Below are 26,717 nucleotides of genomic sequence, written 5' to 3' on the forward strand. Positions count from 1 at the left end.
GTCTTCCAACTCCCCACAGAGTTACTTGGGCGCTACTTGTGCTGGGTTTTCTTGCGGCGGTTGCCGACCATCTGGCCGGCGAGGACCACCAGCACCGCAATGACGAACATCGCCGTGCCGATGACGTTGATCTGGACGGGCGTACCGCGCTGGGCCGATCCCCACACGAACATGGGGAAGGTGACGGTGTTGCCCGAGTTGAAGTTGGTGATGATGAAGTCGTCGAACGAGAGCGCGAACGAGAGCAGCGCGCCCGCCGCGATACCGGGTGCCGCGATCGGCAGGGTGACCCGTACGAAGGTCTGCACCGGGCCTGCGTAGAGGTCACGGGCGGCCTCCTCCAGCCGCGGGTCCATGGACAGGACGCGCGCCTTGACCGCCGCGACGACGAAGCTGAGGCAGAACATGATGTGCGCGATCAGGATCGTCCAGAAGCCCAGCTGGATGCCCATGTTGAGGAAGAGGGCGAGCAGCGAGGCCGCCATCACGATCTCGGGCATGGCCATCGGCAGGAAGATCAGCGAGTTCACCGCTCCGCGCGCCCGGAAGCGGTAGCGCACGAGCGCGAAGGCGATGGCCGTGCCGAGGACGGTGGAGCAGATCGTGGCCCACAGGGCGATCTGGAGCGACAGCGACAGGGAGCCGCACAGGTCGGCGACCCCGCAGGGGTCCTTCCAGGCGTCCAGCGAGAATTCCTGCCAGGCGTAGTTGAACCGCCCGGCGGGGTTGTTGAAGGAGAAGACCGTCACGACGACGTTCGGCAGGATCATGTACGCGAGCGTGCCGAGGCCGAAGATGACGACGAGATTGCGCCGGAGCCAACGCATCAGACCAGGTCCTCCGTCCCCGCTCGGCGGATGTAGATGGTGACCATGATCAACACGATGGCCATGAGGATGAAGGACAGCGCCGCGGCCGTCGGGTAGTCGAGGATCCGCAGGTACTGCGACTGGATGACGTTTCCGATCATCCGGGTGTCCGTGGAGCCGAGCAGCTCCGCGTTGACGTAGTCGCCGCTCGCCGGGATGAACGTGAGCAGGGTCCCGGAGACGACACCCGGCATGGAGAGCGGGAAGGTCACCTTCCGGAAGGTGGTGGCGGGGCGGGCGTACAGGTCCCCGGCCGCCTCGTGGAGGCGCGTGTCGATGCGCTCCAGCGAGGTGTAGAGCGGCAGGATCATGAAGGGGAGGAAGTTGTACGTCAGACCGCAGACCACGGCGAGCGGCGTGGCCAGCACCCGGTCGCCCTGGGTGATGCCGAGCCAGCTCGTGACGTCGAGGAAGCCGATCTTGTTCAGCACGGCGACGACGGGGCCGCCGTCGGCCAGGATCGTCTTCCAGGCCAGGGTGCGGATCAGGAAGCTGGTGAAGAACGGTGCGATGACCAGCACCAGCAGCAGGTTGCGCCAGCGGCCCGCCCTGAAGGCGATCAGATAGGCCAGCGGGTACCCGAGCAGCAGGCACAGCACGGTCGCGGTGCCTGCGTAGGCGAGGGAGCGCAGGAACTGCGGGTAGTACTCGGCGAACGCGTCCCAGTACGTCCGGAAGTGCCAGGTGACCTCGAAGCCCTCTTCGAGTGAGCCGGTCTGCACCGAGGTGGAGGCCTGGTAGACCATCGGCAGCACGAAGAAGACGACCAGCCACAGGATGCCGGGGAGCAGCAGCCAGTACGGGACGAGCCGCTTGCGCAGGGACGCCTTGTGGACCGGGGGTTCGACCGGGGCCTCGGTCTCCGGCGGCGCGGCGGTGGCGGTCATGCGCCCTCCTCGACCGTCTCGATGCCGGCGTCTATGTCCTGGGCGGCGTCGAGGCCGAACGTGTGCTCCGGGTTCCAGTGCAGGATCACCTCGGCGCCGGGGGCCAGGCGGGCGTCGCGCTCGATGTTCTGGACGTACACCTCCAGCTCGGGGCAGACCGGGCTGTCGACGACGAACTGGGTGGAGACCCCGATGAAGGAGGAGGCGGCGATCCGGCCGTGGACCTTGTTGCGGCCGGCCGCGATGGTGTCCTCCTCGTCCGCGTGGACCAGGGATATCTTCTCGGGACGCACCCCGACCAGCAGCTTTCCGCCGGCCTTGGGCGCTGTCGAACATCGGGCCGCGGGCAGCCGCAGCTTGGTCTCGGCCGAGCTGACCATGACATCGGCGGCGCCCGCCTCCAGGACCTCGGCCTCGATGAGGTTGGACGTCCCGAGGAAGTTGGCGACGAAGGTGGTGCGCGGGTTCTCGTACAGCTCCGCGGGCGCGCCCAGCTGCTCGACGCGGCCGCCGTTCATCACGGCGACCGTGTCGGCCATGGTCATGGCCTCCTCCTGGTCGTGCGTGACGTGCACGAAGGTGATGCCGACCTCGGTCTGGATCCGCTTGAGCTCCAGCTGCATCTGGCGGCGCAGCTTGAGGTCGAGGGCGCCGAGGGGCTCGTCGAGGAGGAGCACCTGCGGGTGGTTGATGAGCGCGCGGGCGACGGCAACGCGCTGCTGCTGGCCGCCGGAGAGCTGGTGCGGCTTGCGCTGCGCGAACTGGCCCAGCTCGACCAGCTCCAGCATGTCCTCGACCTGCTTCTTGACGGACTTGATGCCGCGGCGGCGCAGTCCGAAGGCCACGTTCTCGTAGATGTTCAGGTGCGGGAACAACGCGTAGCTCTGGAACACCGTGTTGACGGGGCGCTTGTACGGCGGCAGCTGGGTGACCTCGCGGTCGCCGAGGTGGACCGTGCCGGTGGAGGGCTCCTCCAGGCCGGCGATCATGCGCAGGGTGGTGGTCTTCCCGCAGCCCGAGGCGCCGAGCAGGGCGAAGAAGGAGCCCTGGGGAATGGTGAGGTCCAGCGGGTGCACGGCGGTGAACGAGCCGTAGTGCTTGCTGATCCCGGCGAGGCGGACGTCGCCGCCCGCGGTCTTGTCAGTCATGGGTCGCGGCCTTCGGTGGTGGTGTCGTCGGAAGGGTGCGGGGCGCGGGTGCCGGCACGAGGGGGCGTCAGGCTCCGATGAGCTTGGCGAACTTCTCCTCGTACGCGGTCTCTTCCTCACTGCTGAGGGAGCGGAAGGCGTGGGCCTTGGCCGCCATCGCCTTGTCCGGGATGATCAAGGGGTTGTCCGCGAGCGCGGGGTCGATCTTCGCAAGGTCTTCCTTGACGCCTTCGACCGGGCAGACGTAGCTGATGAACGCGGCGAGCTGAGCGGCGTTCGCGCTCTCGTAGTAGAAGTCGATCAGCTTCTCGGCGTTGGCCTTGTGCCGGGCGTGCGCGGGGACCAGCAGGTTGTCGCTGGAGGTGATGTAGCCGGGCGCCGGGATCGCGTACTTGATGTCCGGGTTGCCGGCCTGGAGCTGGATGACGTCGCCGGCCCAGGCCAGGCAGGCTGCCAGGTCGCCCTTGTCGAGGTCCGCGGTGTAGTCGTTGCCCGTGAAGCGGCGGATCTGCTTGGTGTCCACGCCCTTCTGGAGCCGGCCGATGGCGGCGTCGTAGTCGGCGGTGGTGAAGTTCGCCGGGTCCTTGCCCTGGTCGAGCAGGGTCATGCCGACGCTGTCGCGCATTTCGGTGAGGAAGCCGACGCGACCCTTGAGGGAGGGGTCGTCGAGCAGCTGCGTGACGGAGTCGACCTTCTTGCCGCCGGTCGCCTTCTCGTTGTAGGCGATGACGGTGTCGATGCCGGTCCACGGGTAGCTGTACGCGCGGCCCGGGTCCCAGTCGGGGTTGCGGAACTGCGGGATCAGGTTGGCGTAGGCGTGCGGGAGGTGCGAGGGGTCCAGCTTCTGCGCCCAGCCGAGCCGGATGATGCGGGCGGCGAGCCAGTCGGTGACGACGATCAGGTCGCGGCCGGTGTCCTGGCCGGCCGCGAGCTGCGGGCGGACCTTGCCGAAGAACTCGACGTTGTCGTTGATGTCCTCGGTGTACTTGACCGCTATGCCGGTGCGCTTGGTGAACTCCTCCAGCGTGGGGTGGCTCTTCTCGTCCTCGCTGGTGTCCATGTACTCGGTCCAGTTGGAGAAGTTGATCTCCTTCTCCCGGTCCGAGTGGTCGTCGGAGGCGGCGGGGGCAGCGCCCTCGCGTTTGGCCGGCGGGATGCCGCAGGCGGACAGGGAGGCCAGGCCGCCGAGGGTGAGCGCTCCGACACCGGAGGCGCGCAGCAGTGAGCGGCGGGTGAGGGCGCCGCGCCCACTGGTGAGGCTGCGCCGCATCGCGGCGAGTTGCGCCGCCGAGAGGCGGTCGGGCTCGAACTGCTCCATGAGCTGCCCTTTCGGGATGGGTGGGCGCCGCTGGTCAGGCGGTCGGCTACCACGCGGCACAAGCCGCAGACGGTTAGGTGCGGTCCCCGAAGATCGTGCGGTGCCAGTCCTTGGCCGCCACCGCCGTGTTGTCGTACATCACGTGCTTGACCTGCGTGTACTCCTCGAAGGAGTAGGCGCTCATGTCCTTTCCGAAGCCACTCGCCTTGTAGCCGCCGTGGGGCATCTCGCTGATGATCGGGATGTGGTCGTTGACCCAGACGCAGCCCGCCTTGATCTCGCGGGTGGCGCGGTTCGCCCGGTAGACGTCACGGCTCCAGGCGGATGCGGCGAGTCCGTAGGGCGTGTCGTTGGCAAGCGCGATGCCCTCGTCGTCGGTGTCGAAGGGCAGCACGACGAGGACCGGGCCGAAGATCTCGGACTGGACGACCTCGCTGTCCTGGGCGGCTCCGGAGACGAGGGTGGGCCGGTAGTACGCGCCGTCGGCGAGCTCGCCCCCCGGGATCTCGCCGCCCGTGACGACGGTGGCGTATCCGCGGGCGCGCTCCACGAAGCCGGCGACCCGGTCGCGCTGGGCGTGCGAGACCAGCGGGCCGAGGTCGGTGGCCCAGTCGTTGGGGTCGCCGACGCGGACGGTCTCCATCAGCTCGGCCACGCGGGCGACGAAGGCGTCGTACAGGGGGCGCTGGACGTACGCGCGGGTGGCGGCGGTGCAGTCCTGGCCGGTGTTGATCAGGGAGGCGGCGACGGCGCCGTGTGCGGCAGCCTCCGGGTCGGCGTCGTCGAAGACCAGGAAGGGCGCCTTGCCGCCGAGCTCCAGGTGCAGCCGCTTGACGGTGGCGGTCGCGATCTCGGCGACCCGCTTGCCGACGGCAGTGGACCCGGTGAAGGAGGTCATGACCACGTCCGGGTGCCCGACCAGGTGCTCCCCGGCGTCCCGGCCGGCGCCGGTGACGATGTTGACCACGCCGTCGGGCAGGCCGGCGTCCTTGGCCGCCTGGGCGAACATCAGGGAGGTGAGCGGGGTCAGCTCGGCAGGCTTCAGGACGATCGTGTTGCCCGCGGCGATCGCCGGGAGGATCTTCCAGGCGGCCATCTGGAGCGGATAGTTCCAGGGTGCGATGGAGCCGACGACCCCGATGGCCTCGCGCCGCACGCAGGAGGTGTGGTCCCCTGAGTACTCGGCGGCCGCCTGCCCCTGGAGATGCCGGGCGGCGCCGGCGAAGAAGGCGGTGTTGTCGATGGTTCCCGGTACGTCGAACTCGGTGGACAGCTTGATCGGCTTGCCGCACTGCAGGGACTCCGCGTACGCGAAGTCCTCTGCCTGCTCGGCGAGCACGGCGGCCAGCCGGTGCAGGGCGTCCGAACGCTCGCCGGGTGTGGCCGCGGACCAGGCCGGGAAGGCCCGCTTGGCAGCGGCGACGGCCTCGTCGACGTCGGCGGTGGAGGCCAGCTCGTACGTGAGCACCTCCTCGCCCGTCGCAGGATTGACGATGGTGTGCGACTGCCCGGAGGTACCGGACCTGAGCTGCCCGTCGATGAACTGCGCGCCGTCTGCGAAGCGGTCCTTGACCTGGAAGCGACTACCCATCACGCTCTCACGCTCTCCGTAGCTTCAGCTCGAATTGAGTGCCGATCCTGGCAGAGGTGTTCCCCACCGCCAAGTGATTCCGTTGTTGCCTTTTGATTACGCGACGGAATCGGTCGACCATGTGTCGAGGCACACTCCAAATCCCGTACGAAGTGTCAGTGGCGACTGCCAGACTCGCGTGCATGCAAAAGATCGACAAGTTGATCGAGCAGGTCAGCCGCGGTGAGCGGGTGAAGTACCTGCCCTTCTGGGGGCACCGGCCGCGGCCGGACGGGAAGCTCGGCCCCAGCTGCATGAGCCAGTGGTGGCCGTCCCCGTTCACCGTGGGTGATGTCCGTTATGCCACCGCCGAGCACTGGATGATGGCTGGAAAGGCCCGGCTCTTCGGCGACGCCGAGGCGGAGCGCGCCGCGCTGGAGGCGAAGAGCCCGGCGGCGGCCAAGAAGGCCGGGCGGCTGGTGCGCGGCTTCGACGAGGCGGTGTGGGCGCAGGAGCGGTTCGCGCTGGTGGTGGAGGGCAGCGTGCACAAGTTCGGGTCCACCCCGGAGCTGCGCGCGTACCTGCTGTCCACCGGGAAGCGGGTGCTGGTGGAGGCCAGCCCGATGGACCGCATCTGGGGCATAGGCCTGGCGGCGGACGACGACCGCGCCCTGGACCCGTCCCGCTGGCGCGGCCTGAACCTGCTGGGCTTCGCCCTCATGGAAGCCCGTGACCGGCTGCTCGCGGACGCCGCCTGACGTAAATGCGTGGCGGGCGGGCCGCCGAGCCGCCCGCCTGACGCGGGACTCGTCCAGGTGCGAAGGCGAGACCTGCTTCCACTCCTGCTGGGGCGGTCGCGGGTTCGAGTCCCGTCATCGGCTTCAGACCGGTGTGGCTCGGTTGGCAGAGCACCACGTGGTTTCGCCGGCCTCGAACTCTGGACACCTGCGTCACGCACCTCCCGGTGCGCCGGCCGAACCCGGGCACGGTGACGCTCGTCCCGGTGACCGCGGCCGCCGCGAAGAAGTACGAGGCGGTGGAGGCGTCGGGTTCGCCCGGTCCCAACAGTTGCCGTTCCGCTACCTGGCCGCCTGCCAGCACGCGCCCTCGCCGCGCTGGGCGTACCCGCAGGAGCCGGCGCTCGGCCACTCGCTGGCCAACGTACCGGCCCTGCCCGGGCGGACGCTGGTGCTCGTGGACCGCTCCGGGTCGATGCCGCCGCCGCTGTCGGACCGTTCGCAGCTCGAGCGGGCCGATGCGGCCGCCGTCTTCGGCACGGTGCCGGCGCTGCGCGCCGAGGACGCGGACCTGGTGCAGTTCGGGACGGACAGCAAGCAGGTCCCGTACGGCCGGGGCGAGTCCGTGCTGAAGGTGCTGGAGCGGTTCGAGGACCTCGGCGGCACCTGCACCGCCGAGGCCGTACGGCCGTACCACAAGGGCCACGACCGGGTCCTGACCGTCACGGACGAGCAGGCGACGTACCCCTACGGCGGCGACCCGACGGCTTCTGCGCTCTGCGCGCTCCGCGTCAGACCTTCTCGCGGATCTGCGTGTGCGAGGACGGGCCGTCGAAGTCGGAGCCCCTGCCCGGGTCGCCGAGCAGGACGCCCGCGATCACGAGCGCGATCATCAGGATGCTGATCACGATGCCGACCGCACCCAGGATGATGCCGGCCAGCGCCATCGAGCCGTTGTCGGCCTCGCCGCGCCGCGCCTTGCCGCGGCCCAGGACGCCGAAGACGACGGCGGGGACTCCGAACAGGAGGCCCAGGTAGCAGGTGACCACGCCGACGATGCCGAGGACGAGGGCGGTGACCCCGAAGCCGTTGCTCTTCGCCGGATAGACCGGGTATCCGGGATACCCGGGGTATCCCTGGTGGCCCGGATAGCCGGGGTGGCCGTACACCGGCTGCGCGGGCGGCGGTCCTGGGTAGGCGTAGCCGCCCGGGTCCGGCTGGGCCGGGTACCCGTACACGGGCGGCAGCGTCGGAGCGGGCGCCGGGTCCGGCACCGGTATCTGCGCCGGCGGAAGGTCGGCCCCCGGCATCCCCGCGACCGTGGCCTGGTCATGCACGGACGGCGAACCCGGAACGCCCGGCGCGGGCTGCGGTTTGCCGAGCTCCACCGCCGGCCGCTCCGGCGGCGCCCACGGGTCCCTCGGCTCGGGGCTCTGGTCGGTCATGCGGCGCCCCCCTCTCGTACGGCCATGCTATGCGCTGCCGCCGACAGCCCCCGGGGCTGCCTACGATGAAGCCCGATCCGTCCGTACCAGCGTTCTCCCGGAGGCGCCCTCATGCCCGACCTGAACCCCTTCATCGCAGGGCTGCCCAAGGCGGAACTCCACGTCCACCACGTCGGCTCCGCCTCTCCCCGCATCGTGGCCGAACTCGCCTCCCGCCACCCCGACTCCAAGGTCCCCACCGACCCCGAGGCGCTCACCGACTACTTCACGTTCACGGACTTCGCGCACTTCATCGAGGTCTACCTCTCCGTCGTCGACCTGGTCCGCACCCCCGACGACGTACGCACCCTGACCTTCGAAGTCGCCCGCGACATGGCCCGGCAGAACATCCGCTACGCCGAACTGACCATCACCCCGTACTCCTCGACCCGCCGCGGCATCGACGAGAAGGCCTTCATGGAGGCCATCGAGGACGCCCGCAAGGCCGCCGAGACCGAACTCGGCGTCATCCTGCGCTGGTGCTTCGACATCCCCGGTGAGGCCGGCCTGGAGGCCGCCGCCGAGACCGCGCGCCTCGCCGTCGACCTGCGCCCGGAGGGCCTGGTCTCCTTCGGCCTCGGCGGCCCCGAGATCGGCGTCCCGCGCCCGCAGTTCAAGCCGTACTTCGACGCCGCACGCGCCGCCGGCCTGCACAGCGTGCCGCACGCCGGCGAGACCACCGGCCCAGAGACGGTCTGGGACGCGATCCGCGAGCTGGGCGCCGAGCGCATCGGCCACGGCACCAGCGCCACCCGGGACCCGGAACTCCTCGCCTACCTCGCCGAGCACCGGATCGCGCTCGAAGTCTGCCCGACCTCGAACATCGCCACACGCGCCGTGACCGACCTGGACCGGCACCCCGTCAAGGAGATGGTCGCGGCGGGCGTGCTCGTCACCATCAACAGCGACGACCCGCCGATGTTCGGCACCGACCTCAACAACGAGTACGCGGTCGCCGCCCGGCTCCTCGACCTCGACGAGCGCGGGCTCGCGCAGCTGGCGAAGAACGCCGTCGAGGCCTCCTTCCTGGACGATGCCGGCAAGGCGAAGCTCAGCGCGGAGATCGACACCTACACCTCCGCCTGGCTGGCGCGCTGACGGACTGCTGGGAACGCCGACAATGGCAGTCATGCGCACCCTGACTGCCGTAGGCCACCGCGGAGATCCGTACCGTGCCCGTGAGAACACCCTGCCCTCGATCCGGTCGGCCTTCGTACGCGGGGCGGACGCGGTCGAGATCGACGTACGGCTGACCCGGGACGGGGAGGCTGTCCTGCTCCACGACGAGACGCTCCAGCGGCTGTGGGGCCACGACGTGCGGCTCGACGCCGTCACGGCCCCGCAGCTGAAGGAGTTGACGGACGGTGCGGTACCGACGCTGCGCGAGGCCCTGTCGGCGGCCGGCGCGGGCCGGGTGATGATCGACCTGCCCGGTGCGACGGCCGAGACCGTGCGGACGGTCGTCGGCCAGGTCCGCGAGTGCGGGGCGCGCGAGCGTGCGTACTACTGCGCGGGCCCCGCCACCATGCTGGCCGTGCGCGCCGCCGATCCGGGCGCCGAGATCGCGCTGACGTGGACCACGCTGGCGCCGCCCCGCCGGGTGCTGATCGACGCGGTGGCGCCGGCCTGGCTCAACTACCGCTTCGGACTGGTCGGCCGGGAGCTGACGGATGCCCTCCACAAGGATGGCCTCCTGGTCTCGGCCTGGACCGCGGACACCCCGTGGACGATGCGCAGGCTGATCGCCGCCGGGGTGGACTCCGTCACCACCAACCGCGTGGACGCACTGGCCGGCGTGCGGGCCGGGCTCGGGCTGTCCGGCCGGTGATACGCGCCTGGGGGGAGCGGATCCGGCGGGCGGATCCGCGGTGGCAGGACCTGGGGCTGACGCTCCTGGTCCAGGTGGCGACGACGATTCCGTTCGTCGTGCCCCGGGATCCGCTGGATTCGCCGGCCACCTGGCCGGCGTACCTGCTGACGACGCTGGGGAACGTTCCGCTCGTGTGGCGGCGGCAGGCACCCGTGCCGGCGATCTTCGGGATGGTCGTGGCCGGCTCGGTGTACACACTGGCGCTGGACGGCCCCGGGCAGCCACTGCCGTACGCCCCGCTGATCGGCGTGTACACGATGGCGCTCCTGTGCCCGGCGCGGGTGCGGATCGCCATGGGCGTGACCCTGACCGGGCTGATCCTCGCTTCCGTGGCGCTCAACACCGGGACCACCAGGGAGCTGTTGTTCGCACTGTTCGTCTTCGCCGCGGCGTACGTGCTGGGGCGCCTGCAGCACACCCGCCAGGCGTACACGGCGGCCATCGAGGCGCGGGCCGCCGAGCTGGAGCGGGCGAACCGGATCGAGGCGGAACAGGCGGCGGCGCGCGAACGGGCCCGGATAGCACGGGAGATGCACGACATCCTCTCGCACGCGGTCAGCATCATGATCGTGCAGGCGGAGGCCGGTCCGGTGGCGGTGCGCCGGGCCCCTGAGCGGGCCGAGGCGGCCTTCGACGCGATCGCCGAGACAGGCCGGGACGCGATGGCGCAGCTGCGGACCATGCTGGGCGTGCTGCGGACGGACCGCGCGCAGGAGGCGGCTCCGCGCGCGCCGCAGCCGGGGATCGAGGAGCTGCCGCAGCTGCTGGAGCGGGTCCGCGGCAGCGGGCCGCAGGTGTCCTACGAGCGGACGGGCGCGGTGCGCGCACTGCCGGCGGCGCTGGAGGCGACGGTGCACCGGGTGGTCCAGGAGGCACTGACGAACGTGGTGAAGCATGCCGGGGCGTCGGAGGTGTCCGTACGGCTGGAGTACGGGCCGCGGACGCTCACGGTGTCGGTGGTGGACGACGGGCGGGGACCGGGAGCGGGGGCCGCGGCCGGGGGGACGCCCGGCGGGCACGGGCTGATCGGGATCCGGGAGCGGGCGGCGGCCCACGGCGGCACGGCCGTCTGCGGTCCGGTCCCCGGTGGCCCGGGGTTCTCGGTCCGCGTCGTCCTAGTAACCTCACCGCTGGAGGTGGGGAGTTGACGATCCGTGTGGTGGTGGCCGACGACCAGGAGCTGGTGCGCAGCGGGTTCGCGATGATCCTGGACGTGCAGGAGGACATCGAGGTCGTCGCGGAGGCCGGGGACGGCGCGGCGGCGGTGGCGGCGGTTCGGGAGCTGGAGCCGGACGTGGCGCTGCTGGACATCCGGATGCCGGTGCTCGACGGGATCGAGGCGTGCCGGGCGATCTCGGCGCAGAGCGCGTGCCGGACGGTGATGCTGACGACCTTCGACTCGGACGAGTACGTGTACGAGGCGCTCCACGCGGGGGCGAGCGGCTTTCTGCTGAAGGACGTGCGGCGGGACGATCTGGTGCATGCCGTACGGGTGGTGGCGGCGGGCGAGTCGCTGCTGGCGCCTTCGGTGGCGCGGCGGTTGATCGAGGAGTACACGGCGGCGACGGCGCGGCCGGCGGCCGCCGGGGCGCTGCCCGCCCAGCGCCTGGAGGTGCTGACGGCGCGGGAGCGGGAGACGCTGCTGCATCTGGGGCGGGGGCTGTCGAATGCGGAGATCGCTGCCGCGCTGGTGGTCAGTGAGCACACGGTGAAGTCGCATGTGGGGAACGTGCTGGCGAAGCTGGGACTGCGGGACCGGATCCAGGCGGTGATCTGCGCGTACGAGACGGGCCTGATCGCGGCCGGGGCCGGGGCCGGCTCCCGGGTATCTCCCTCTGGGGAGTGAGAGGCGGGCGAGTCGCCTCCCTCGCACCGGCGAGTTGTCGTACCGGTGAAGACCCCTCTCGGTGGTGATACGCGGGCACCCCTGTGACCTGCAGCATTGAGTCATCGGGGCTGCTGGGGCCCGGATGGCTCACAGGGGGTTCCCGTCATGAATGTCCGTATGCGCACGCTGATCGCCACCGCCCTGGTGCTGGGCATCGCGGCCGGCCCGGCCGTCGCCCATGCCGCACCGGCGGCCGCGCCGGTGACCGGAGCGGTGACCGCGGGCGTCACGGCGCCGCCCGCCTACACGACCCCGCCGGATGCGGCTGCGCTGCGGAAGGCGATCGCCGGCCTCGGCCCGGACCACAAGGACGCGACGGCGGCGCTGGTCAGGGTGAGCGGTACGAGCGGGAGTTGGGTGGGCAGTTCGGGGGTGGCCGATGTCCGCACGGGGCGCAAGGCCATGGACGACGCCCGGTTCCGAGCGGGGTCGGTGACCAAGACGTTCACGGCGGCGGTGGTTCTCCAGCTGGCCGCCGAGGGCAAGGTCGATCTGGACAAGCCGGTGCAGGAGTATCTGCCGGGCCTGCTGCCGGGCGGCCCGAAGGGCTTCGAGCCCATCAGCGTGCGGCAGTTGCTGAACTACACGAGCGGCATACAGCCGGCCGACGGCCCCGGGGACTCGTTCGAGGCGCAGTACGCGCACCGGTTCGACGTGGTCGATCCGCACACGCTGATCGCCGAAGCGGCGGCGAAGGGGCCGGAGTTCCGGCCGGGCGAGAAGCAGCACTACCTCAACATCGACTACACGGTGCTGGGCGTGCTGATCGAGAAGCTGACAGGGACGACGTACGAGCAGGCCCTGTCCACGCGGATCCTCAAGCCGCTGGGCCTGCGCCGCACTTCGGTTCCGGCGCGTGCGGAGAACCGGTTGGCGGGTCCGCACCACCACGGCTACCAGGCGGTCGGGCAGCCCGGCGGCGGGACGTCGCTGGTCGATGTGACCGAGTGGAATTCCTCGTCCAACTGGGCTGCCGGGGACCTGATATCGACCACGTCGGATCTGGAGAAGTTCACCCAGGCCCTGTTCGGCGGCCGGGTGGTGCCGAAGGCGCAGCTGGAGGAGATGTTCACGGTGCCGGCGGTGAAGGACTCCGAGTCCGGGGAGGACGCCGTGCAGACGGCGGGGATGAAGCGGTTCGTGCTGCCGGACCGCACGGTGGTCTACGGCAAGACGGGCTCCCGGTACGGATACAGCACCGTGATCGGCGGGACGCGCGATCTCTCCCGCACGCTCGTCTACTCGGTCAACTCCACGGACGCCAAGGGCCAGGACATGAGCCCGGTGGCCTTCTGCATCGTGATGGCCGCCTTCGCCAAGTGACCGTCAGGCGGGCAGCGCCTCAAGACGCTTGATCATGCGGCGGAGCACCAGCAGGGGTATGACCCCGAAGAAGCCGAACGACATGTCGATGACGCTCCACCCGAAGGGGATGCCGCGGATGGGACCGCAGATCAGGGCGAGGGGGATCACGCCGGCACAGGCGATCATGCCGGCTTCGACGATCCAGATGTTGCGGACGGGGTCGCGGTGGACTCCGTAGAAGAAAACCGCGATGACCAGGTGGGCGAAGGCGAGCCAGTCGGTGCCGTAGAGCAGGAAGGGGTAGTCCGCATCGGCCTGGTCCAGCCCGTCCCCCACCCGTCGCAGCCACTCGTGGGACACGAGGGCATTGGCCCAGTGGAGCTCGCTGACCAGGGGGAAGGCCGTGAGCCCGCTGAGCACGAGGCAGACGATGAACAGGACCAGCCAGGCACGGATACGCCGCTGAAGGGCGCTTCTCTCGCTCATGGAAAGAAGCGTACGCCCGTTTCTGAACACGTTCAGCCAAAATCCTGAACGCGTTCAGTTCGGTGGCAGGATCGTGGTCGTTCTCCCCTCGGCCGTCAGAGGCCGACGATGGCATTCCAGCACTGGGCGAGGGAGCGGCGCTCGGCTGAGGAGATGTCCCGGGCCACGGCGAGCCGCTTGCGCATCTCCTCGTCAGGGAAGATCAGCGGGTTCTCGGCGAGTTGGGCGGTCTCCTTCTCGCCAGAGCCGGCCAGGACCTCGCGGGCGGCCGGGACCGGGCAGACGTAGTTGACGGCGGCGGCCAGCTCGGCGGCCACCTCCGGGGCGTAGTAGTAGTCGACCAGGGCCTCGGCGTTGGCCTTGTGCCGGGCCAGGTTGGGGACGAGCAGGCTCTCCGCCCAGAGCTCGGCGCCCTCCTCCGGGACCACGAACTCGATGTCGGGGTTGTCGGCCTGGAGCTGGATGGCGTCGCCGGAGTACGCCTGGCAGGCCAGGACGTCGCCCTTGCTCAGATCGGAGGTGTAGTCGTTGCCGGTGAAGCGGCGGATGTGCTTCTTCTTCACCATGCTCTCGACCTGATCGCACATCCGGTGGAAGTCGGACTCGGTCCACCGGGTGACGTCCACGCCGCTGCCCTGCATGAGCAGGGCGAAGGACTCGTCCAGGCCGGAGAAGAGGGTCACCTTGCCGGCCAGGTCCGGGTGCCACAGGTCCTTGACGGACTTGATCTCGCGGCCCAGCGCCTTGCGGTTGTAGGCGATACCGGTGATCCCCGACTGCCACGGGACGGTGTGCAGGCGGCCCTCGTCGAAGGCGGGGGACCGCAGCTGCGGATCCAGGTGGGCGGTCACGTTGGGCTGCGCCGCACGGTCCATCTTCTGGGCCCAGCCCAGGTGGACGAAGCGGGCGGCCATCCAGTCGCTGACCACCACCAGGTCGTGGCCGGTCTCCTGGTGGTTCATCAGGGCCGGGCTGACCTTGCCGAAGAACTCGTCGTTGTCGTTGATCTCCTCGGTGTACCGGACCTCGATGCCGGTCTTCTCCGAGAAGGCGTCGAGCGTGGGGCGGCGTTCCTCGTCCTTGTCGTCGGTGTCGATGTACAACGGCCAGTTGGAGAAGGCGACCCTCTTGTCCCGGTCGGAGCGGTCCGGGCCTCCCCGCCGGTCCTCTGGGACGTAGGCGGCAGGCACGCCGCAGCCGGCAAGGGCCGCGAACAGGCCGGCGGCACCGAGGCCGCGCAGCGCCGCGCGGCGGGAGAAGGCGAGTTCAGGCATGGGGAAAGCCTCGGGGACGAGAAGAGGGCGGACAATAGACACATTGTCTACTGCCCGCCCTCTCAAGCTCCTTCGGTGAACGATGCGGTCCCCGCGGGGACCGATCAGCCGTCGAGCGAGGTCATCACGTGCTTGATGCGCGTGTAGTCCTCGAAGCCGTAGGCGGAGAGGTCCTTGCCGTAGCCGGACTTCTTGAAGCCGCCGTGGGGCATCTCGGCGACGAGCGGGATGTGGGTGTTGATCCACACGCAGCCGAAGTCGAGGTTCTTCGACATCCGCATCGCGCGGCCGTGGTCCTTGGTCCAGACGGAGGAGGCGAGGGCGAACTCGACGCCGTTCGCGTACTCCAGGGCCTGGGCCTCGTCCGCGAAGGACTGGACGGTGATGACGGGGCCGAAGACCTCGTTCTGGATGATCTCGTCGTCCTGCTTGAGGCCCGAGACGACGGTCGGGGCGTAGAAGTAGCCCTTGTCGCCGACCTGGTGGCCGCCCGCCTCGACCTTGGCGTGCGCCGGGAGGCGCTCGATGAAGCCGGCCACCTGCTTGAGCTGGTTCGGGTTGTTCAGCGGGCCGTAGAGCACGTCCTCGTCGTCCGGCTGCCCGGTCTTGGTCTCGGCAGCGGCCTTGGCGAGGGCGGACACGAACTCGTCGTGGATGGACTCGTGCACGAGGACACGGGTCGCGGCGGTGCAGTCCTGGCCGGCGTTGAAGTAGCCGGCGACCGCGATGTCCTCGACGGCCTTGGCGATGTCGGCGTCCTCGAAGACCACGACCGGGGCCTTGCCTCCGAGCTCCAGGTGGACGCGCTTGACGTCCTTCGAGGCGCTCTCGGCGACCTGCATGCCCGCGCGAACCGAGCCGGTGATGGAGGCCATCGCCGGGGTGGAGTGCTCGACCATGGCCTTGCCGGTCTCGCGGTCGCCGCACACGACGTTGAAGACGCCCTTGGGCAGGACCGAGTCGATGATCTCGGCCATCAGGACGGTGGAGGCCGGGGTGGTGTCCGAGGGCTTGAGCACCACGGTGTTGCCCGCGGCGATGGCCGGGGCGAACTTCCACACGGCCATCATCATCGGGTAGTTCCACGGCGCCACCTGGGCGCATACGCCGACCGGCTCACGGCGGATGATCGAGGTCATCCCGTCCATGTACTCGCCGGCCGAGCGGCCCTCCAGCAGACGGGCCGCGCCCGCGAAGAAGCGGATCTGGTCCACCATCGGCGGCAGCTCCTCGCTGGCCGTGAGGCCCAGCGGCTTGCCCGTGTTCTCCGACTCGGCGGCCACGAGCTCGTCCGCGCGCGCCTCGAAGGCATCCGCGATCTTGAGCAGGGCCTTCTGCCGCTCCGAGGGGGTGGTGTCGCGCCAGCCCGGGAACGCGGCCGCGGCCGCGGCCATGGCGGCGTCGACATCGGCCTGGCCGGAGAGCGGGGCGGTGGCGTACACCTCGCCGGTGGCGGGGTTGACCACCTCGGTGGTCCGCCCGTCGGCGGCGTCCTTGAACTCTCCGCCGATGTAGTTGCGCAGACGACGCAGTTCGGTGGTCACTACAGCCACACTCCTGATCACATGTCCAATGGTTGAGACGAATCCCAAGCCTAGCCTCTCGGCGGATGCTTTCGACAGGGCCAGACACAGCCAACTACGAAATCAGTGAGATCCAAGTCTTCAAACAACGGATTTCATCGATTCCGTCTTGCGGAACAGACGACTCCTCGTGCACAGTGTGGTCGTGGTCAGTCGAAGCGCAGATTCCAGGAACAGACAACCGTCCCCTTCGGTCGATGCTGTGTCCCTGGCGATCATCGAGCAACTGCAGGAGGACGGTCGCCGCCCCTACGCGGCGATCGGCAAGGCCGTCGGCCTCTCGGAGGCAGCGGTGCGCCAGCGCGTACAGAAGCTGCTCGACCAGGGCGTCATGCAGATCGTCGCCGTCACCGACCCGCTCACCGTGGGCCTGCGACGCCAGGCCATGGTCGGCATCAACGTCGAGGGAGACCTCGACCCGGTCGCCGACGCACTGACCCAGATGGCCGAGTGCGAGTACGTGGTCATGACCGCGGGTTCGTTCGACCTGATGGTGGAGATCGTCTGCGAGGACGACGACCACCTGCTGGAGACGATCAACAAGAAGATCCGCGCGCTCCCCGGCGTGCGATCAACCGAAAGCTTCGTTTATCTGAAGCTGAAGAAGCAGACCTACATGTGGGGAACTCGATAGCCCGTGAGCCAGGACCTCTCCAAGACCGCGTACGACCACCTGTGGATGCACTTCACCCGCATGTCGTCGTACGAGAACTCCCCCGTCCCCACCATCGTGCGGGGTGAGGGCACCTACATCTTCGACGACAAGGGCAAGCGCTACCTGGACGGTCTCGCCGGACTGTTCGTCGTCAACGCCGGTCACGGCCGCAAGGAACTGGCCGAGGTCGCCTACAAGCAGGCCCAGGAACTCGCCTTCTTCCCCGTGTGGTCGTACGCGCACCCCAAGGCCGTCGAGCTGGCCGAGCGCCTCGCCCACTATGCGCCGGGCGACTTGAACAAGGTCTTCTTCACCACCGGTGGCGGCGAGGCCGTCGAGACCGCGTGGAAGCTCGCCAAGCAGTACTTCAAGCTGCAGGGCAAGCACACCAAGTACAAGGTCATCTCGCGTGCGGTCGCCTACCACGGCACCCCCCAGGGCGCGCTGTCCATCACCGGCCTGCCGGCCCTGAAGGCCCCGTTCGAGCCGCTGGTCCCCGGCGCGCACAAGGTGCCGAACACCAACATCTACCGCGCCCCGATCCACGGCGACGACCCCGAGGCCTTCGGCCGCTGGTGCGCCGACCAGATCGAGCAGCAGATCCTCTTCGAGGGCGCCGACACCGTCGCCGCCGTCTTCCTGGAGCCGGTGCAGAACGCCGGCGGCTGCTTCCCGCCGCCGCCCGGGTACTTCCAGCGGGTCCGCGAGATCTGCGACGAGTACGACGTGCTCCTCGTCTCCGACGAGACGATCTGCGCCTTCGGCCGCCTCGGCACGATGTTCGCCTGTGACAAGTTCGACTACGTACCGGACATGATCACCTGCGCCAAGGGCATGACCTCGGGCTACTCCCCGATCGGTGCCTGCATCATCTCGGACCGCCTCGCCGAGCCGTTCTACAAGGGTGACAACACCTTCCTGCACGGCTACACCTTCGGCGGACACCCCGTGTCGTCCGCGGTGGCGATCGCCAACCTCGACATCTTCGACAAGGAAGGCCTCAACCAGCACGTGCTGGACAACGAGGGCGCCTTCCTCAAGACGCTGCAGAAGCTGCACGACCTGCCGATCGTCGGAGACGTCCGCGGCAACGGCTACTTCTACGGCATCGAGCTCGTCAAGGACAAGGTCACCAAGGAGTCCTTCACGGACGAGGAGACGGAGCGCGTGCTCTACGGCTTCCTCTCCAAGGCGCTCTTCGACAACGGCCTGTACTGCCGTGCCGACGACCGTGGCGACCCGGTCATCCAGCTGGCCCCGCCGCTGACCGCGGACCAGGGCACCTTCGACGAGATCGAAGGCATCCTGCGCTCGGTGCTCACCGAGGCGTGGACCAAGCTGTAAATCGTCCGGCCCCGCGGCCCGGATCCTCCGTTCGAGTGAGAACGCGGGGGTCCGGGCCGTGTGCTGTCACCATCCAAGACGTTCATCTCTTTACATCTCAGTGCGGCGCCAGTGACTGAACCGGTTCCGCTTCGTTCCCCCGGACGGAGGTGTACGCCATGGTGGCTCCATCGGACAACGCCCCACCGGACAATGACGTCCTCTGGGCACGGTCCGTTCACTACTCCCACTGGGGGTCCCCCCGGACGAAGTCCGGGGGAGGTTCACCCGGCCTCGTCGGAGTCTCGCTCGGCGTCCGCCAGGGCGAGATCCTGGCCCTGACCGGCCCGCGCGGCAGCGGGAAGACCACCCTGCTGCGCTGCCTGGCCGGACACCTGGTGCCCGAGCAGGGCGAGATCTGGTTCAACAGCGCGCCCGTCCACACCATGAGCGCCGCCTCCCGCGAACGGATGCGCCTAGACCGGTTCGGCTGGATCGGCCCCGATCCGATGCTGCTGCCCGAGCTCAGGGTGTGGGAGAACGCGGCACTGCCCCTGCTCATCGCCGGCAGCTCCCACCGGACCGCCAAGGCCGTCGCCTGCGAATGGCTGGACCGCCTCGACCTCGGCGCGTTCGCCCGCAAGCGCCCCGGCGCACTGACCCGCGCCGAGTCCCAGCGGGTCGCCCTCGCCCGGGCCCTGGTCAACGAGCCCGCGGTGGTCTTCGCCGACGAGCCCACCGCCCCGCTGCACCGCGCCGAGCGGGCCCTGCTGCTCCGCAACCTCACCACCGCGGCCCGCTCGCACGAGATCACCGTGCTGCTGGCCACCCATGACGAGGAGACGGCGGCCGTCGCCGAGCGCCGGGTCGAGCTGCTCGACGGCCGCCCCGCCGAGGCCGCTGCCGCCGTCGCCATCGGCGTGGACGGCGTCGGGGGCCCTCCCGACGAGACCCCGGAAGGCCAGGCCGCGTGCTCGCTCTCCGCCTAGCCCGCGGCGCCCGCCCGCTCGTCCAGCTGCGCCGGCTGCTGGTCGCCGCCGCCTGCGCCGGCACCGGATTCCTCCTGCTCTACGTGCTCGCCGGGGCCACCGCCCGGCCTGCCGGATCGTTCCCCCGCCTGCTGTGGGCCCTGATCCCGCTCGCCGTCACCGTGCAGTTCGCAGTCGCCGTCGCCCGGACCGACCCCGCGACCCGGCCCCGGGAAGGCCTGGACGCCGTCGGGCTGGGCCCCGTACGGCTCACCCTCGTCGCGGCGTTCTCCACCGCCGTCTCGTGCACCCTGGGCAGCGCCCTCGCCCTGGCCGCCTTCCTGCACCTGCGGGGCGACCTCACCGGCCTGCCCTTCGACGGCGCCGGGGCCGGACTGCTGCACGCCGACCGGCCGCTGCCCGTGGCGGCCGCCCTCACCCTGCTGGCCCTGCTCCCGCTCACCGCCTCGGCCGCGACGGCCCTCGCCCTGCGCCCGCACCCGCCGCTGGCCCCGCAGACCGCCCTGCCCTGGGGCATCGCACTCACCGCCTGCGGACTGGCGGTCGAGGCGTACGCGGGCCTCGGCGGCGCCGGGATGCCGGCCGGCTGGGCGCTCACCGCCGTCGGGCTCTCCCTCGCGGGCCCGGGACTGGCCTACGCCTGCGGGGCCTTGGTCCAGGCGGCCCGCCCGGGCGGACTGCGGCTGCTGGCCGGGCGGGCCCTCCAGGAGGAGGCGCCCCGACTGGGCCGCCCGCTCGGGGTGCTGTGCGCGGTCGGCGCGGGCGCCCTCACCGCCGCGGCCCTGCGCGAACACGGCGGCATCGCCGTCCCGCTGGGCCCGCTGACGGGACCCGCCTGCGCCCTGGTGGTGCTGTGCGTGGCCGCGACCCTGCTCACCTGCGCCGTCGAGGTCCGCCAGGACCGCTCCGCCACCCGCGCGACCCTGCACGACCTCGGCGCCGCCGGCACGGTCCTGCGTACAGCCGCGACCCTGCGGGCCGCCGCGCTGCTCGCGGTGTGCGCACCGGTCGTGTGGGGTGTGGCACAGCTGACGTCGCTGGCGTTGACCCGCTGACACGGGCAGCCCTTAGGGTGGGCCGAATGGTCAACGCAGACATCGAGATCGAGACGCTCGCCGAATTCGACCAGGTCGTGGCCCGCGGCTCGCTCAGCGGCTACCGGATCCAGTCGGTCAACCTGCTGGAGCGCACGTTCGCCCTGCTGTCCGCCGACACCTCCACCGCAGTCTTCCTGGGCTGCGCGATGGAGCCCGACGCCTCGGCAAAGGTGCGCGCGGACGGCGCGCTGGTCTTCCCTCCGGTGCCGGACCTGCCGTTCAACCCGTACCGCGGCCTGCTGTACACCGCCGACGAGCTGTTCACCGGGCTGTCCGCCGGCTACGAGGCCACGCTGGACGCCCAGTCGTACGCCTGGTTCCAGGAGACCAAGGCGGACGGCGACGTCTTCTCCTCGATGCTGCGGTCCGTCCACGACGACGCGATCTCCGACGCCCTCGACGAGCACCTCGCCGGCGCCCGGGTGGTGGGCGTCATGGGCGGCCACGCCATGGCCCGCGGCGGGCTGGACTACCGGGGCGCGGCGGAGCTCGGCCGGGAGCTGGCCCGGTCCGGGCTGACGGTGGCCACCGGCGGCGGCCCCGGCGCCATGGAGGCGGCCAACCTCGGCGCCTACCTGGCGCCCGCCCCCGACGAGGCCCTCGCGGAGGCCTTGGAGATCCTGGCCAAGGCCCCTTCGTTCGAGCCCTCGGTGTCCGACTGGGCGCAGGCGGCGTTCGCCGTACGGGGCCGCTGGCCCGGCGGCGGCGATTCGGTGGGGATCCCGACCTGGTTCTACGGGCACGAGCCGCCGAACGCCTTCGCCGGCCACATCGGCAAGTACTTCGCGAACGCCACCCGGGAGGACGGGCTGCTCGCCCGGTCGACCGCGGGGGTCGTCTTCCTGCCGGGCGCAGCGGGCACCCTCCAGGAGATCTTCGACAACGCCACGCCGAACTATTACGGGTCGCGGGGCGAGCCGGCCCCGATGGTGCTCGTCGGACGCGCTCACTGGACCGAGCACCTGCCGGCGTGGCCGCTGCTGCAAGCGCTGGCGCGCGGCCGCGCGATGGAGTCCCGGATAGCACTGGTCGATTCGGTGGACGAGGTTCCCGCCGCACTCGCCGCGATGAAGTGAGCAGCGGCCCGAGGCAACTTCCCGGCCCGATCACACGTCTGCCTTAGGTAATCAAAGCGCAAAACCCTGCCAGACGTGAACGGAGCCCTCGGTGCTCATAGGCCTGCTGACCGCGATCGCGGCGTCCATCTGCTACGGCACGGGGTCCGTCCTGCAAGCCGTCGGCTCACGCAGGGCGGCCCGGACGTCCCCGGCCGCCGCCGGCGTGACCGCGCACGGCGGCCCCAACCTCTCGTCGACCGCCAAGGCGGCGATGACGTGGGAATTCATCGTCGGCACCATCCTCGACTTCGTGGGCTTCGGGCTGGGCGCACTGGCCGCCCGGCTGCTGCCCCTCTTCCTGTCCCAGACGGTGATCAGCGCCAACCTGGTGATCACGGCCGTACTCAGCGTGAGGATGCTGGGCATCCGGCTGACCCGGAAGGAATGGGCCTCGATCGGGGTCGTCTGCGCGGCGCTGGTCCTGCTGGCGACGGCGGCGGGCCACGAGGGCGGCCACCACGCCCCGATGGCCACGCACTGGTGGCTGTTCGCGGTGACGCTGCTGATCATCGCGGGTGGCACGGTGGCCGTCCGTCTCCTGGGCGCCCGGGCGGCGATCCTGGCGGGCCTCCTGTCGGGCCTGGCCTTCGGCGCGCTGGGCGTCGGCGTCCGGATCCTCGACGGCATCGACCCGTTCGACCTTGGGACGCTGCTCGCCGACCCGGCCCTCTACGCCATCCTGCTGGCCGGCGTCGGTGGCATGTACCTGCACACGGTCGCCCTCCAGATCGGCTCGGTGAACGGCGCGACGGCCGCGCTGGTGGTCGGCGAGACCGTTCTGCCGGGTGCGATCGGCGTGCTGTGGCTGGGCGACGCGTCCCGGCCGGGCCTGGCGTGGCTCGCGGTCCTCGGCTTCGTCCTGGCCGTCACGGGCGCGGTCGCGGTCGCCTGGTACGGCAACCACGACGCGGCCGGAGCCGACGCCCCGGAACCGGCCCCGGAACCGGCCCCGGCTGCCTGACCGCGGCGCCCGCCCGAACGCAGCGCTCACGCCGCCGGGAGGACGACCACCTCGGCCGGGGTGAACGACACCGCGACCCGGTCGCCCACGGCCGGGGCCGCGGCCAGGGCGCACTCGGCCTCCAGAACCGGCCCCGCCTCCGGCCGCAGCCGAAGCGCCACGTGCGTGCCGCGGAAGGTGCGGGCGAGCACCTCGCAGCGCAGGCCGGCGGCGGCGAGGACGACTCCCGCCGGCCTGATCAGGATCCGCTGCTCGCCCTCCGGGGACCCGGTCGGCACCGGGACCTTGCCCCACGCGGTCGCCGCGGCCCCGCCCGAAACCGTCGCCGGGACCACGTTCTCGAACCCGAGGAACCGCGCCACGAACTCCGAGGCCGGCCGCTGCCAGACCGCCAGCGGGGTCCCGGCCTGCGCGATCCGCCCTTCCTGCATCACCACCACCCGGTCGGCCAGGGCGAAGGCCTCGCCCTGGTCGTGGGTGACGGCCAGCACCGTGGTCCCGAGCCGGGAGAACAGCCCCCGCAGCTCCACCACCAGCCGCTCGCGCAGCCCCCGGTCCAGCTGCCCCAGCGGTTCGTCGAGCATCAGCAGCCGCGGTGACGGGGCCAGCGCCCGGGCCAGGGCGACCCGCTGCTGTTCACCGCCCGACAGGGAGGACACCGAGCGGCCCTGGGACCCGGGGAGCCCGACCAGCTCCAGCAGTTCCGCGACGCGGGCCTCGTACGAGCGGCTCGACGACCGCCCGGCGGCGCGCATGCGCAGGCCGAACGCGACGTTCCCGCCGACGTTCCGGTGCGGGAACAGCTGGTGGTCCTGGAACATCAGGCCGACCCCGCGCCGGTGTACGGGCACGCGCGCCTGGTCCGCACCGCCCAGCAGGACCCGCCCGGCCGAGACCGGCTGGAGTCCGGCGACGACCCTCAGCAGCGTGGACTTGCCGCTTCCGCTCGGTCCGAGCACGCACACGGTCTCCTGCTCGGCGACCTCCAGGTCCACCGAGTCGACGACTGCGCGTTCGCCGAAGCGGACCGACACCCCGGCCAGTTCGAGCAACGTCATCAGAACTCTCCCGAGGTCTTGTCGGGGCGCAGCCGCTCCAGCACCAGCAGGGACGCCGCGCACACCAGCATCAGAATCGTGCTCAGGGCCATCGCCTGCCCGTAGTTCAGCTCACCGGCACGCCCCAGCAGCCGCGCCACGGCCACCGGCAGCGTCGGACGGTCGGGCCGCGCGATGAAGACGGTCGCGCCGAACTCCCCGAGCGAGACGGCGAAGGCGAACCCGGCCGCGATCAGCAGCGCCCGCCGCACCAGCGGCAGATCCACCTCCCGCCAGGCCCGCAGCGGGGACGCCCCGAGCACCGCCGCGGCCTCACGCAGCCGCGCGTCCACGGCGCGCAGCACCGGCAGCATGGTCCGTACGACGAACGGCACGCCCACCAGCGCCTGCGCCAGCGGCACCAGGATCCACGAGGTCCGCAGATCCAGAGGCGGCTCGTCCAGGGTGATCAGGAAGCCGAAACCGACCGTCACCGCCGACACCCCGAGCGGAAGCATCAGCAGCGCATCGAACCCGCGCACGAAGCGCCCCCCGCGCCGGGTCAGTGCCGCTGCCGCGAGCCCCCCGATCAGCAGGGCGATGGCGGTGGCGGCGAGTGCGTACTGCAGGGAGTTCCAGATCGCCTCCAGCGGAGGCACCAGGAACGTTCCGCCGCCGGCGCCGGCGTCCTGGAGCGCGCGGTAGAAGCCGAACCCGTACCCGCCCGGGGCATCGAAGGAACGTTCCACCAGCACGGCCAGCGGCGCCACGATCAGCAGCGCCACCGTGAGCAGCACCCCGCCCAGCAGGGCTCGCTGCCCCGGCCCGCTCGGCTGGTGCGCGGTCCGCGCCGGGTCCACCAGCCGCAACGCGGTCTCCCGCCTGCGCACGGTCCAGGCGTGGACGGCGAGGATCAGCCCGACCGCCACGAACTGGACCATCGTGAGGACGGCGGCCGTCGACAGGTCCAGCAGCTGGGCGGTCTGCCGGTAGACCTCCACCTCAAGGGTGGCGTACGAAGGCCCGCCCAGGATCTGCACGACGCCGAAGGAGGTGAAGGTGAACAGGAACACCATCAGCGAGGCCGCGGCCACCGCCGGCCCGAGCGCGGGCAGGGTCACCCGCCGCCAGGCGGCGAACCGCCCTGCGCCCAGCACCCGGGCGGCTTCCTCCTGGCGCGGGTCCAGCTGCGCCCACAGGCCGCCGACCGTCCGTACGACGACGGCGTAGTTGAAGAAGACGTGCGCGAGCAGGATCGCCCACACGGTGGTGTCGAGCCGGACGCCCCACAGCTCGTCCAGCAGCCCGCCCCGCCCGACCAGCGCCAGGAAGGCAGTGCCGACCACGACCGTCGGCAGCACGAACGGGACCGTGACCAGCGCCCGCAGCAGCTCTTTCCCGGGGAACTCGAAGCGCGCGAAGACGTACGCGCCGGGGAGTGCGATCAGCAGCGTGAGCGCCGTGGACGCAAAGGCCTGCCAGGTGGTGAACCAGAGCACCTCGGCGATGTCGGGCCGGGCCAGCACCTCGCCGATCCGGCCGAACTGCCAGCCCTCGTCGGTCTTGATCCCCCGGCCGACGATCGCGGCGACGGGATAGGCGAAGAACAGCCCGAAGAAGGCGAGCGGTACGGCGATCAGGGCGAGCCTGACGGCCGTACCGCGTGCGCCCTCCTTCGCAGGAGTGCTCTCGCGTCCTACTTCACGACGAGCGAGGACCATGTCTTGACCCACTGCTCACGGTTCTTGGCGATGGTCTCCGGAGCGACGTTCTCGGGCTTCTCGACGACCACGCCGTGCTTCGTGAACAGCTCCGGCAGCTTCGCGTCCTCGGTCACCGGGTTCACGAACATCTGGAGCGGCATGTCCTCCTGGAACTTCTTGCTCACCAGGAAGTCCAGGAGCGCCTTGCCGCCCTCCTGGTTCTTCGCGCCCTTGAGCAGGCCCGCGAACTCGACCTGGCGGAAGCAGGTGCCGGTGGAGACGCCCGTGGGGGCCTCGGCCGGCTGCGGGTCGCCGTAGAGGACCTCGGCCGGCGGGCTGGAGGCGTAGGAGACGACCAGCGGGCGGTCGCCCTTGGCCTTCTTGCCTCCCGCGGAGCCCGAGAAGCGCTCGTTGTAGGCCTGCTCCCAGCCGTCGACGACCTCGACGCCGTTGGCCTTCAGCTTGGTCCAGTAGTCCTTCCAGCCGTCCTCGCCGTACTTGCCGACGGAGGCCAGGAGGAAGCCGAGACCCGGCGAGGAGGTCGCCGCGTTCTCGGTGACCAGCAGGTTCTTGTACTCCGGCTTGATCAGGTCGTCCAGCGTCTGCGGCGGGGCGAGCTTCTTGTCGGCGAAGTAGGCCTTGTCGTAGTTGACGCAGATGTCGCCGGAGTCGATCGGGGTGACCCGGTGCTCCTTGTCGAGCACGTACTCGGGCTTCACGCCGGCCAGGCCCTTGGCCTCGTACGGCGTGAAGATCCCGTTGTCGAGGGCGCGCGAGAGGAGCGTGTTGTCCACACCGAAGAAGACGTCGCCGCGCGGGGAGCCCTTGGTGAGGATCTCCTGGTTGAGGGCGGCGCCCGCGTCCCCGGACTTCAGGACCTTGACGGTGTAGCCGCTCTGCTGCTCGAACTCCTTGAGGACCGATTCGGTCACGTTGAAGGAGTCGTGGGAGACGAGCGTGACCGTCTTGGACTTCGGCGCCTCGCTCGCGCCGGACGCGGACTTGTCCTTGGCGTCGCCGCCGCAGGCGCTGAGCGTGGCGACGCCGAGCGCGGCCGCGAGCGCTGCGCCCGCGAACTTCTTGGTGGTGCTCACTGGTGAATTCCTCCTGGGATGACCAGGAGAAGACGCGGCCCTGCCCGGCGCTCAGTGCGAGCGGTAGCCGGGCAGGGCGCAACAGCTTGAGTGGTGACCGAACTTCCTACCCCGAATGACCGGGGCGAGGTTCAGAGGGTCTGCGGATGACGGTTGCCGCACTCTCAGCGCTGTGGCGCTCCCCTGTCGGAATATGCAATTGGTTCGGCCACAGGGTACCCCGTGGCCGAATCGCGGCGGAGAAAAGCCCAGGCCGCGGGCTAGGCCCTGTCGTCAAAGTCCCTCCCCCAGCTACCGCTGGGAGGTGCCCCCAGGCCCGCG

General features: G+C 70.6%; 24 protein-coding genes and 2 pseudogenes. 13 read left to right on the forward strand and 13 right to left on the reverse strand.

Going from position 1 to position 26,717, the window contains the following annotated elements:
• Positions 1-32 precede the first annotated feature (32 nt).
• The 5 genes from ABTY04_RS16900 to ABTY04_RS16920 all read right to left on the reverse strand — a co-directional run bounded on the left by ABTY04_RS16900 (position 33) and on the right by ABTY04_RS16920 (position 5,813).
• Positions 33-827, reverse strand: coding sequence for an ABC transporter permease (locus tag ABTY04_RS16900; RefSeq protein ID WP_352214117.1), 795 nt, complete (start codon positions 825-827; stop codon positions 33-35).
• Positions 827-1,756 (reverse strand): ABC transporter permease, encoded by a 930-nt coding sequence (locus ABTY04_RS16905; protein ID WP_352214118.1) that lies wholly within the window; start codon positions 1,754-1,756, stop codon positions 827-829. Before ABTY04_RS16905 ends, ABTY04_RS16900 begins: the two co-directional genes overlap by 1 nt.
• Positions 1,753-2,904 carry an ABC transporter ATP-binding protein gene (locus ABTY04_RS16910; RefSeq protein ID WP_352214119.1) on the reverse strand — a complete coding sequence of 384 codons (1,152 nt, stop codon included), beginning with the start codon at positions 2,902-2,904 and terminating at the stop codon, positions 1,753-1,755. The genes ABTY04_RS16905 and ABTY04_RS16910 overlap by 4 nt, the downstream gene beginning before the upstream one ends.
• A 67-nt stretch (positions 2,905-2,971) precedes the next feature.
• Positions 2,972-4,222, reverse strand: a complete 1,251-nt coding sequence (locus tag ABTY04_RS16915) for a polyamine ABC transporter substrate-binding protein (protein WP_352214120.1) — start codon at positions 4,220-4,222, stop codon at positions 2,972-2,974.
• 73 nt (positions 4,223-4,295) lie between these two features.
• Positions 4,296-5,813: a gamma-aminobutyraldehyde dehydrogenase gene (locus ABTY04_RS16920; RefSeq protein WP_352214201.1), complete on the reverse strand. Its 1,518-nt coding sequence runs from the start codon at positions 5,811-5,813 to the stop codon at positions 4,296-4,298.
• Positions 5,814-5,995: 182 nt separating this feature from the next.
• Here ABTY04_RS16920 and ybiA point away from each other — a divergent pair, with 182 nt between their 5' ends.
• Positions 5,996-6,550: a riboflavin biosynthesis intermediates N-glycosidase gene (gene ybiA, locus ABTY04_RS16925; RefSeq protein ID WP_352214121.1), complete on the forward strand. Its 555-nt coding sequence runs from the start codon at positions 5,996-5,998 to the stop codon at positions 6,548-6,550.
• A 214-nt stretch (positions 6,551-6,764) separates the two neighbouring features.
• Here the strand turns inward: ybiA and ABTY04_RS41165 are convergent.
• A pseudogene (locus tag ABTY04_RS41165) lies at positions 6,765-6,845 on the reverse strand (carboxyvinyltransferase); the annotation flags it as partial.
• Here ABTY04_RS41165 and ABTY04_RS16930 point away from each other — a divergent pair.
• Positions 6,846-7,295: pseudogene (locus ABTY04_RS16930) on the forward strand (vWA domain-containing protein); the annotation flags it as partial.
• Positions 7,296-7,320: 25 nt separating this feature from the next.
• Here the strand turns inward: ABTY04_RS16930 and ABTY04_RS16935 are convergent.
• Positions 7,321-7,974, reverse strand: a complete 654-nt coding sequence (locus ABTY04_RS16935) for a DUF4190 domain-containing protein (RefSeq protein WP_352214122.1) — start codon at positions 7,972-7,974, stop codon at positions 7,321-7,323.
• Between the two features lie 111 nt (positions 7,975-8,085).
• On the opposite strand from ABTY04_RS16935, the gene ABTY04_RS16940 reads away from it, so the two are divergent.
• The 5 genes from ABTY04_RS16940 to ABTY04_RS16960 all read left to right on the forward strand — a co-directional run bounded on the left by ABTY04_RS16940 (position 8,086) and on the right by ABTY04_RS16960 (position 13,094).
• Entirely contained in the window at positions 8,086-9,111 is a 1,026-nt protein-coding gene (locus ABTY04_RS16940) for an adenosine deaminase (RefSeq protein ID WP_352214123.1), read from the forward strand.
• Positions 9,112-9,133: 22 nt separating this feature from the next.
• A complete protein-coding gene (locus tag ABTY04_RS16945) occupies positions 9,134-9,841 on the forward strand; it encodes a glycerophosphodiester phosphodiesterase (protein ID WP_502996655.1) in 708 nt (235 codons plus the stop codon).
• Positions 9,838-11,031, forward strand: a complete 1,194-nt coding sequence (locus ABTY04_RS16950; RefSeq protein ID WP_352214125.1) for a sensor histidine kinase — start codon at positions 9,838-9,840, stop codon at positions 11,029-11,031. Before ABTY04_RS16945 ends, ABTY04_RS16950 begins: the two co-directional genes overlap by 4 nt.
• A complete protein-coding gene (locus ABTY04_RS16955; RefSeq protein ID WP_352214126.1) occupies positions 11,028-11,729 on the forward strand; it encodes a response regulator in 702 nt (233 codons plus the stop codon). Before ABTY04_RS16950 ends, ABTY04_RS16955 begins: the two co-directional genes overlap by 4 nt.
• Before the next feature lie 147 nt (positions 11,730-11,876).
• Positions 11,877-13,094: a serine hydrolase domain-containing protein gene (locus ABTY04_RS16960; RefSeq protein WP_352214127.1), complete on the forward strand. Its 1,218-nt coding sequence runs from the start codon at positions 11,877-11,879 to the stop codon at positions 13,092-13,094.
• Between the two features lie 3 nt (positions 13,095-13,097).
• Here the strand turns inward: ABTY04_RS16960 and ABTY04_RS16965 are convergent, their stop codons facing one another.
• The 3 genes from ABTY04_RS16965 to ABTY04_RS16975 form a co-directional block, all read right to left on the reverse strand.
• Positions 13,098-13,562 carry a hypothetical protein gene (locus ABTY04_RS16965; RefSeq protein ID WP_352214128.1) on the reverse strand — a complete coding sequence of 155 codons (465 nt, stop codon included), beginning with the start codon at positions 13,560-13,562 and terminating at the stop codon, positions 13,098-13,100.
• A gap of 95 nt (positions 13,563-13,657) precedes the next feature.
• The gene (locus ABTY04_RS16970; protein WP_352214129.1) at positions 13,658-14,836 is read right to left on the reverse strand and encodes a polyamine ABC transporter substrate-binding protein; all 1,179 of its coding nucleotides are present in this window, start codon (positions 14,834-14,836) and stop codon (positions 13,658-13,660) included.
• A 104-nt stretch (positions 14,837-14,940) separates the two neighbouring features.
• Positions 14,941-16,380 carry a gamma-aminobutyraldehyde dehydrogenase gene (locus ABTY04_RS16975; RefSeq protein WP_352214130.1) on the reverse strand — a complete coding sequence of 480 codons (1,440 nt, stop codon included), beginning with the start codon at positions 16,378-16,380 and terminating at the stop codon, positions 14,941-14,943.
• Between the two features lie 169 nt (positions 16,381-16,549).
• Here ABTY04_RS16975 and ABTY04_RS16980 point away from each other — a divergent pair, with 169 nt between their 5' ends.
• From ABTY04_RS16980 to ABTY04_RS17005, 6 genes are all read left to right on the forward strand, one after another.
• The gene (locus ABTY04_RS16980; protein WP_352214131.1) at positions 16,550-17,053 is read left to right on the forward strand and encodes an Lrp/AsnC family transcriptional regulator; all 504 of its coding nucleotides are present in this window, start codon (positions 16,550-16,552) and stop codon (positions 17,051-17,053) included.
• A gap of 3 nt (positions 17,054-17,056) precedes the next feature.
• Positions 17,057-18,418 carry an aspartate aminotransferase family protein gene (locus tag ABTY04_RS16985; RefSeq protein WP_352214132.1) on the forward strand — a complete coding sequence of 454 codons (1,362 nt, stop codon included), beginning with the start codon at positions 17,057-17,059 and terminating at the stop codon, positions 18,416-18,418.
• 158 nt (positions 18,419-18,576) lie between these two features.
• Entirely contained in the window at positions 18,577-19,386 is an 810-nt protein-coding gene (locus ABTY04_RS16990) for an ABC transporter ATP-binding protein (protein WP_352214133.1), read from the forward strand.
• On the forward strand, positions 19,368-20,441 hold the full coding sequence (locus tag ABTY04_RS16995; protein ID WP_352214134.1) for a hypothetical protein: 1,074 nt from the start codon (positions 19,368-19,370) through the stop codon (positions 20,439-20,441). The genes ABTY04_RS16990 and ABTY04_RS16995 overlap by 19 nt, the downstream gene beginning before the upstream one ends.
• 26 nt (positions 20,442-20,467) lie before the next feature.
• Entirely contained in the window at positions 20,468-21,559 is a 1,092-nt protein-coding gene (locus ABTY04_RS17000) for an LOG family protein (RefSeq protein WP_352214135.1), read from the forward strand.
• A 91-nt stretch (positions 21,560-21,650) separates the two neighbouring features.
• Positions 21,651-22,562, forward strand: a complete 912-nt coding sequence (locus tag ABTY04_RS17005) for a DMT family protein (protein ID WP_352214136.1) — start codon at positions 21,651-21,653, stop codon at positions 22,560-22,562.
• Positions 22,563-22,588: 26 nt separating this feature from the next.
• On the opposite strand, the gene ABTY04_RS17010 is transcribed toward ABTY04_RS17005, so the two are convergent.
• The 3 genes from ABTY04_RS17010 to ABTY04_RS17020 are packed head-to-tail and all read right to left on the reverse strand — an operon-like array spanning position 22,589 to position 26,396.
• Complete coding sequence (locus tag ABTY04_RS17010; RefSeq protein WP_352214137.1) at positions 22,589-23,620, reverse strand: ABC transporter ATP-binding protein; 1,032 nt, start codon at positions 23,618-23,620, stop codon at positions 22,589-22,591.
• Positions 23,620-25,320 carry an ABC transporter permease gene (locus ABTY04_RS17015; protein WP_352214138.1) on the reverse strand — a complete coding sequence of 567 codons (1,701 nt, stop codon included), beginning with the start codon at positions 25,318-25,320 and terminating at the stop codon, positions 23,620-23,622. The genes ABTY04_RS17010 and ABTY04_RS17015 overlap by 1 nt, the downstream gene beginning before the upstream one ends.
• Positions 25,296-26,396: a thiamine ABC transporter substrate-binding protein gene (locus ABTY04_RS17020; protein ID WP_352214139.1), complete on the reverse strand. Its 1,101-nt coding sequence runs from the start codon at positions 26,394-26,396 to the stop codon at positions 25,296-25,298. The genes ABTY04_RS17015 and ABTY04_RS17020 overlap by 25 nt, the downstream gene beginning before the upstream one ends.
• Positions 26,397-26,717 lie beyond the last annotated feature (321 nt).

Origin of the sequence: Streptomyces sp. NPDC097981 (genome assembly GCF_040302565.1) — a bacterium.
Classification (GTDB): domain Bacteria; phylum Actinomycetota; class Actinomycetes; order Streptomycetales; family Streptomycetaceae; genus Streptomyces.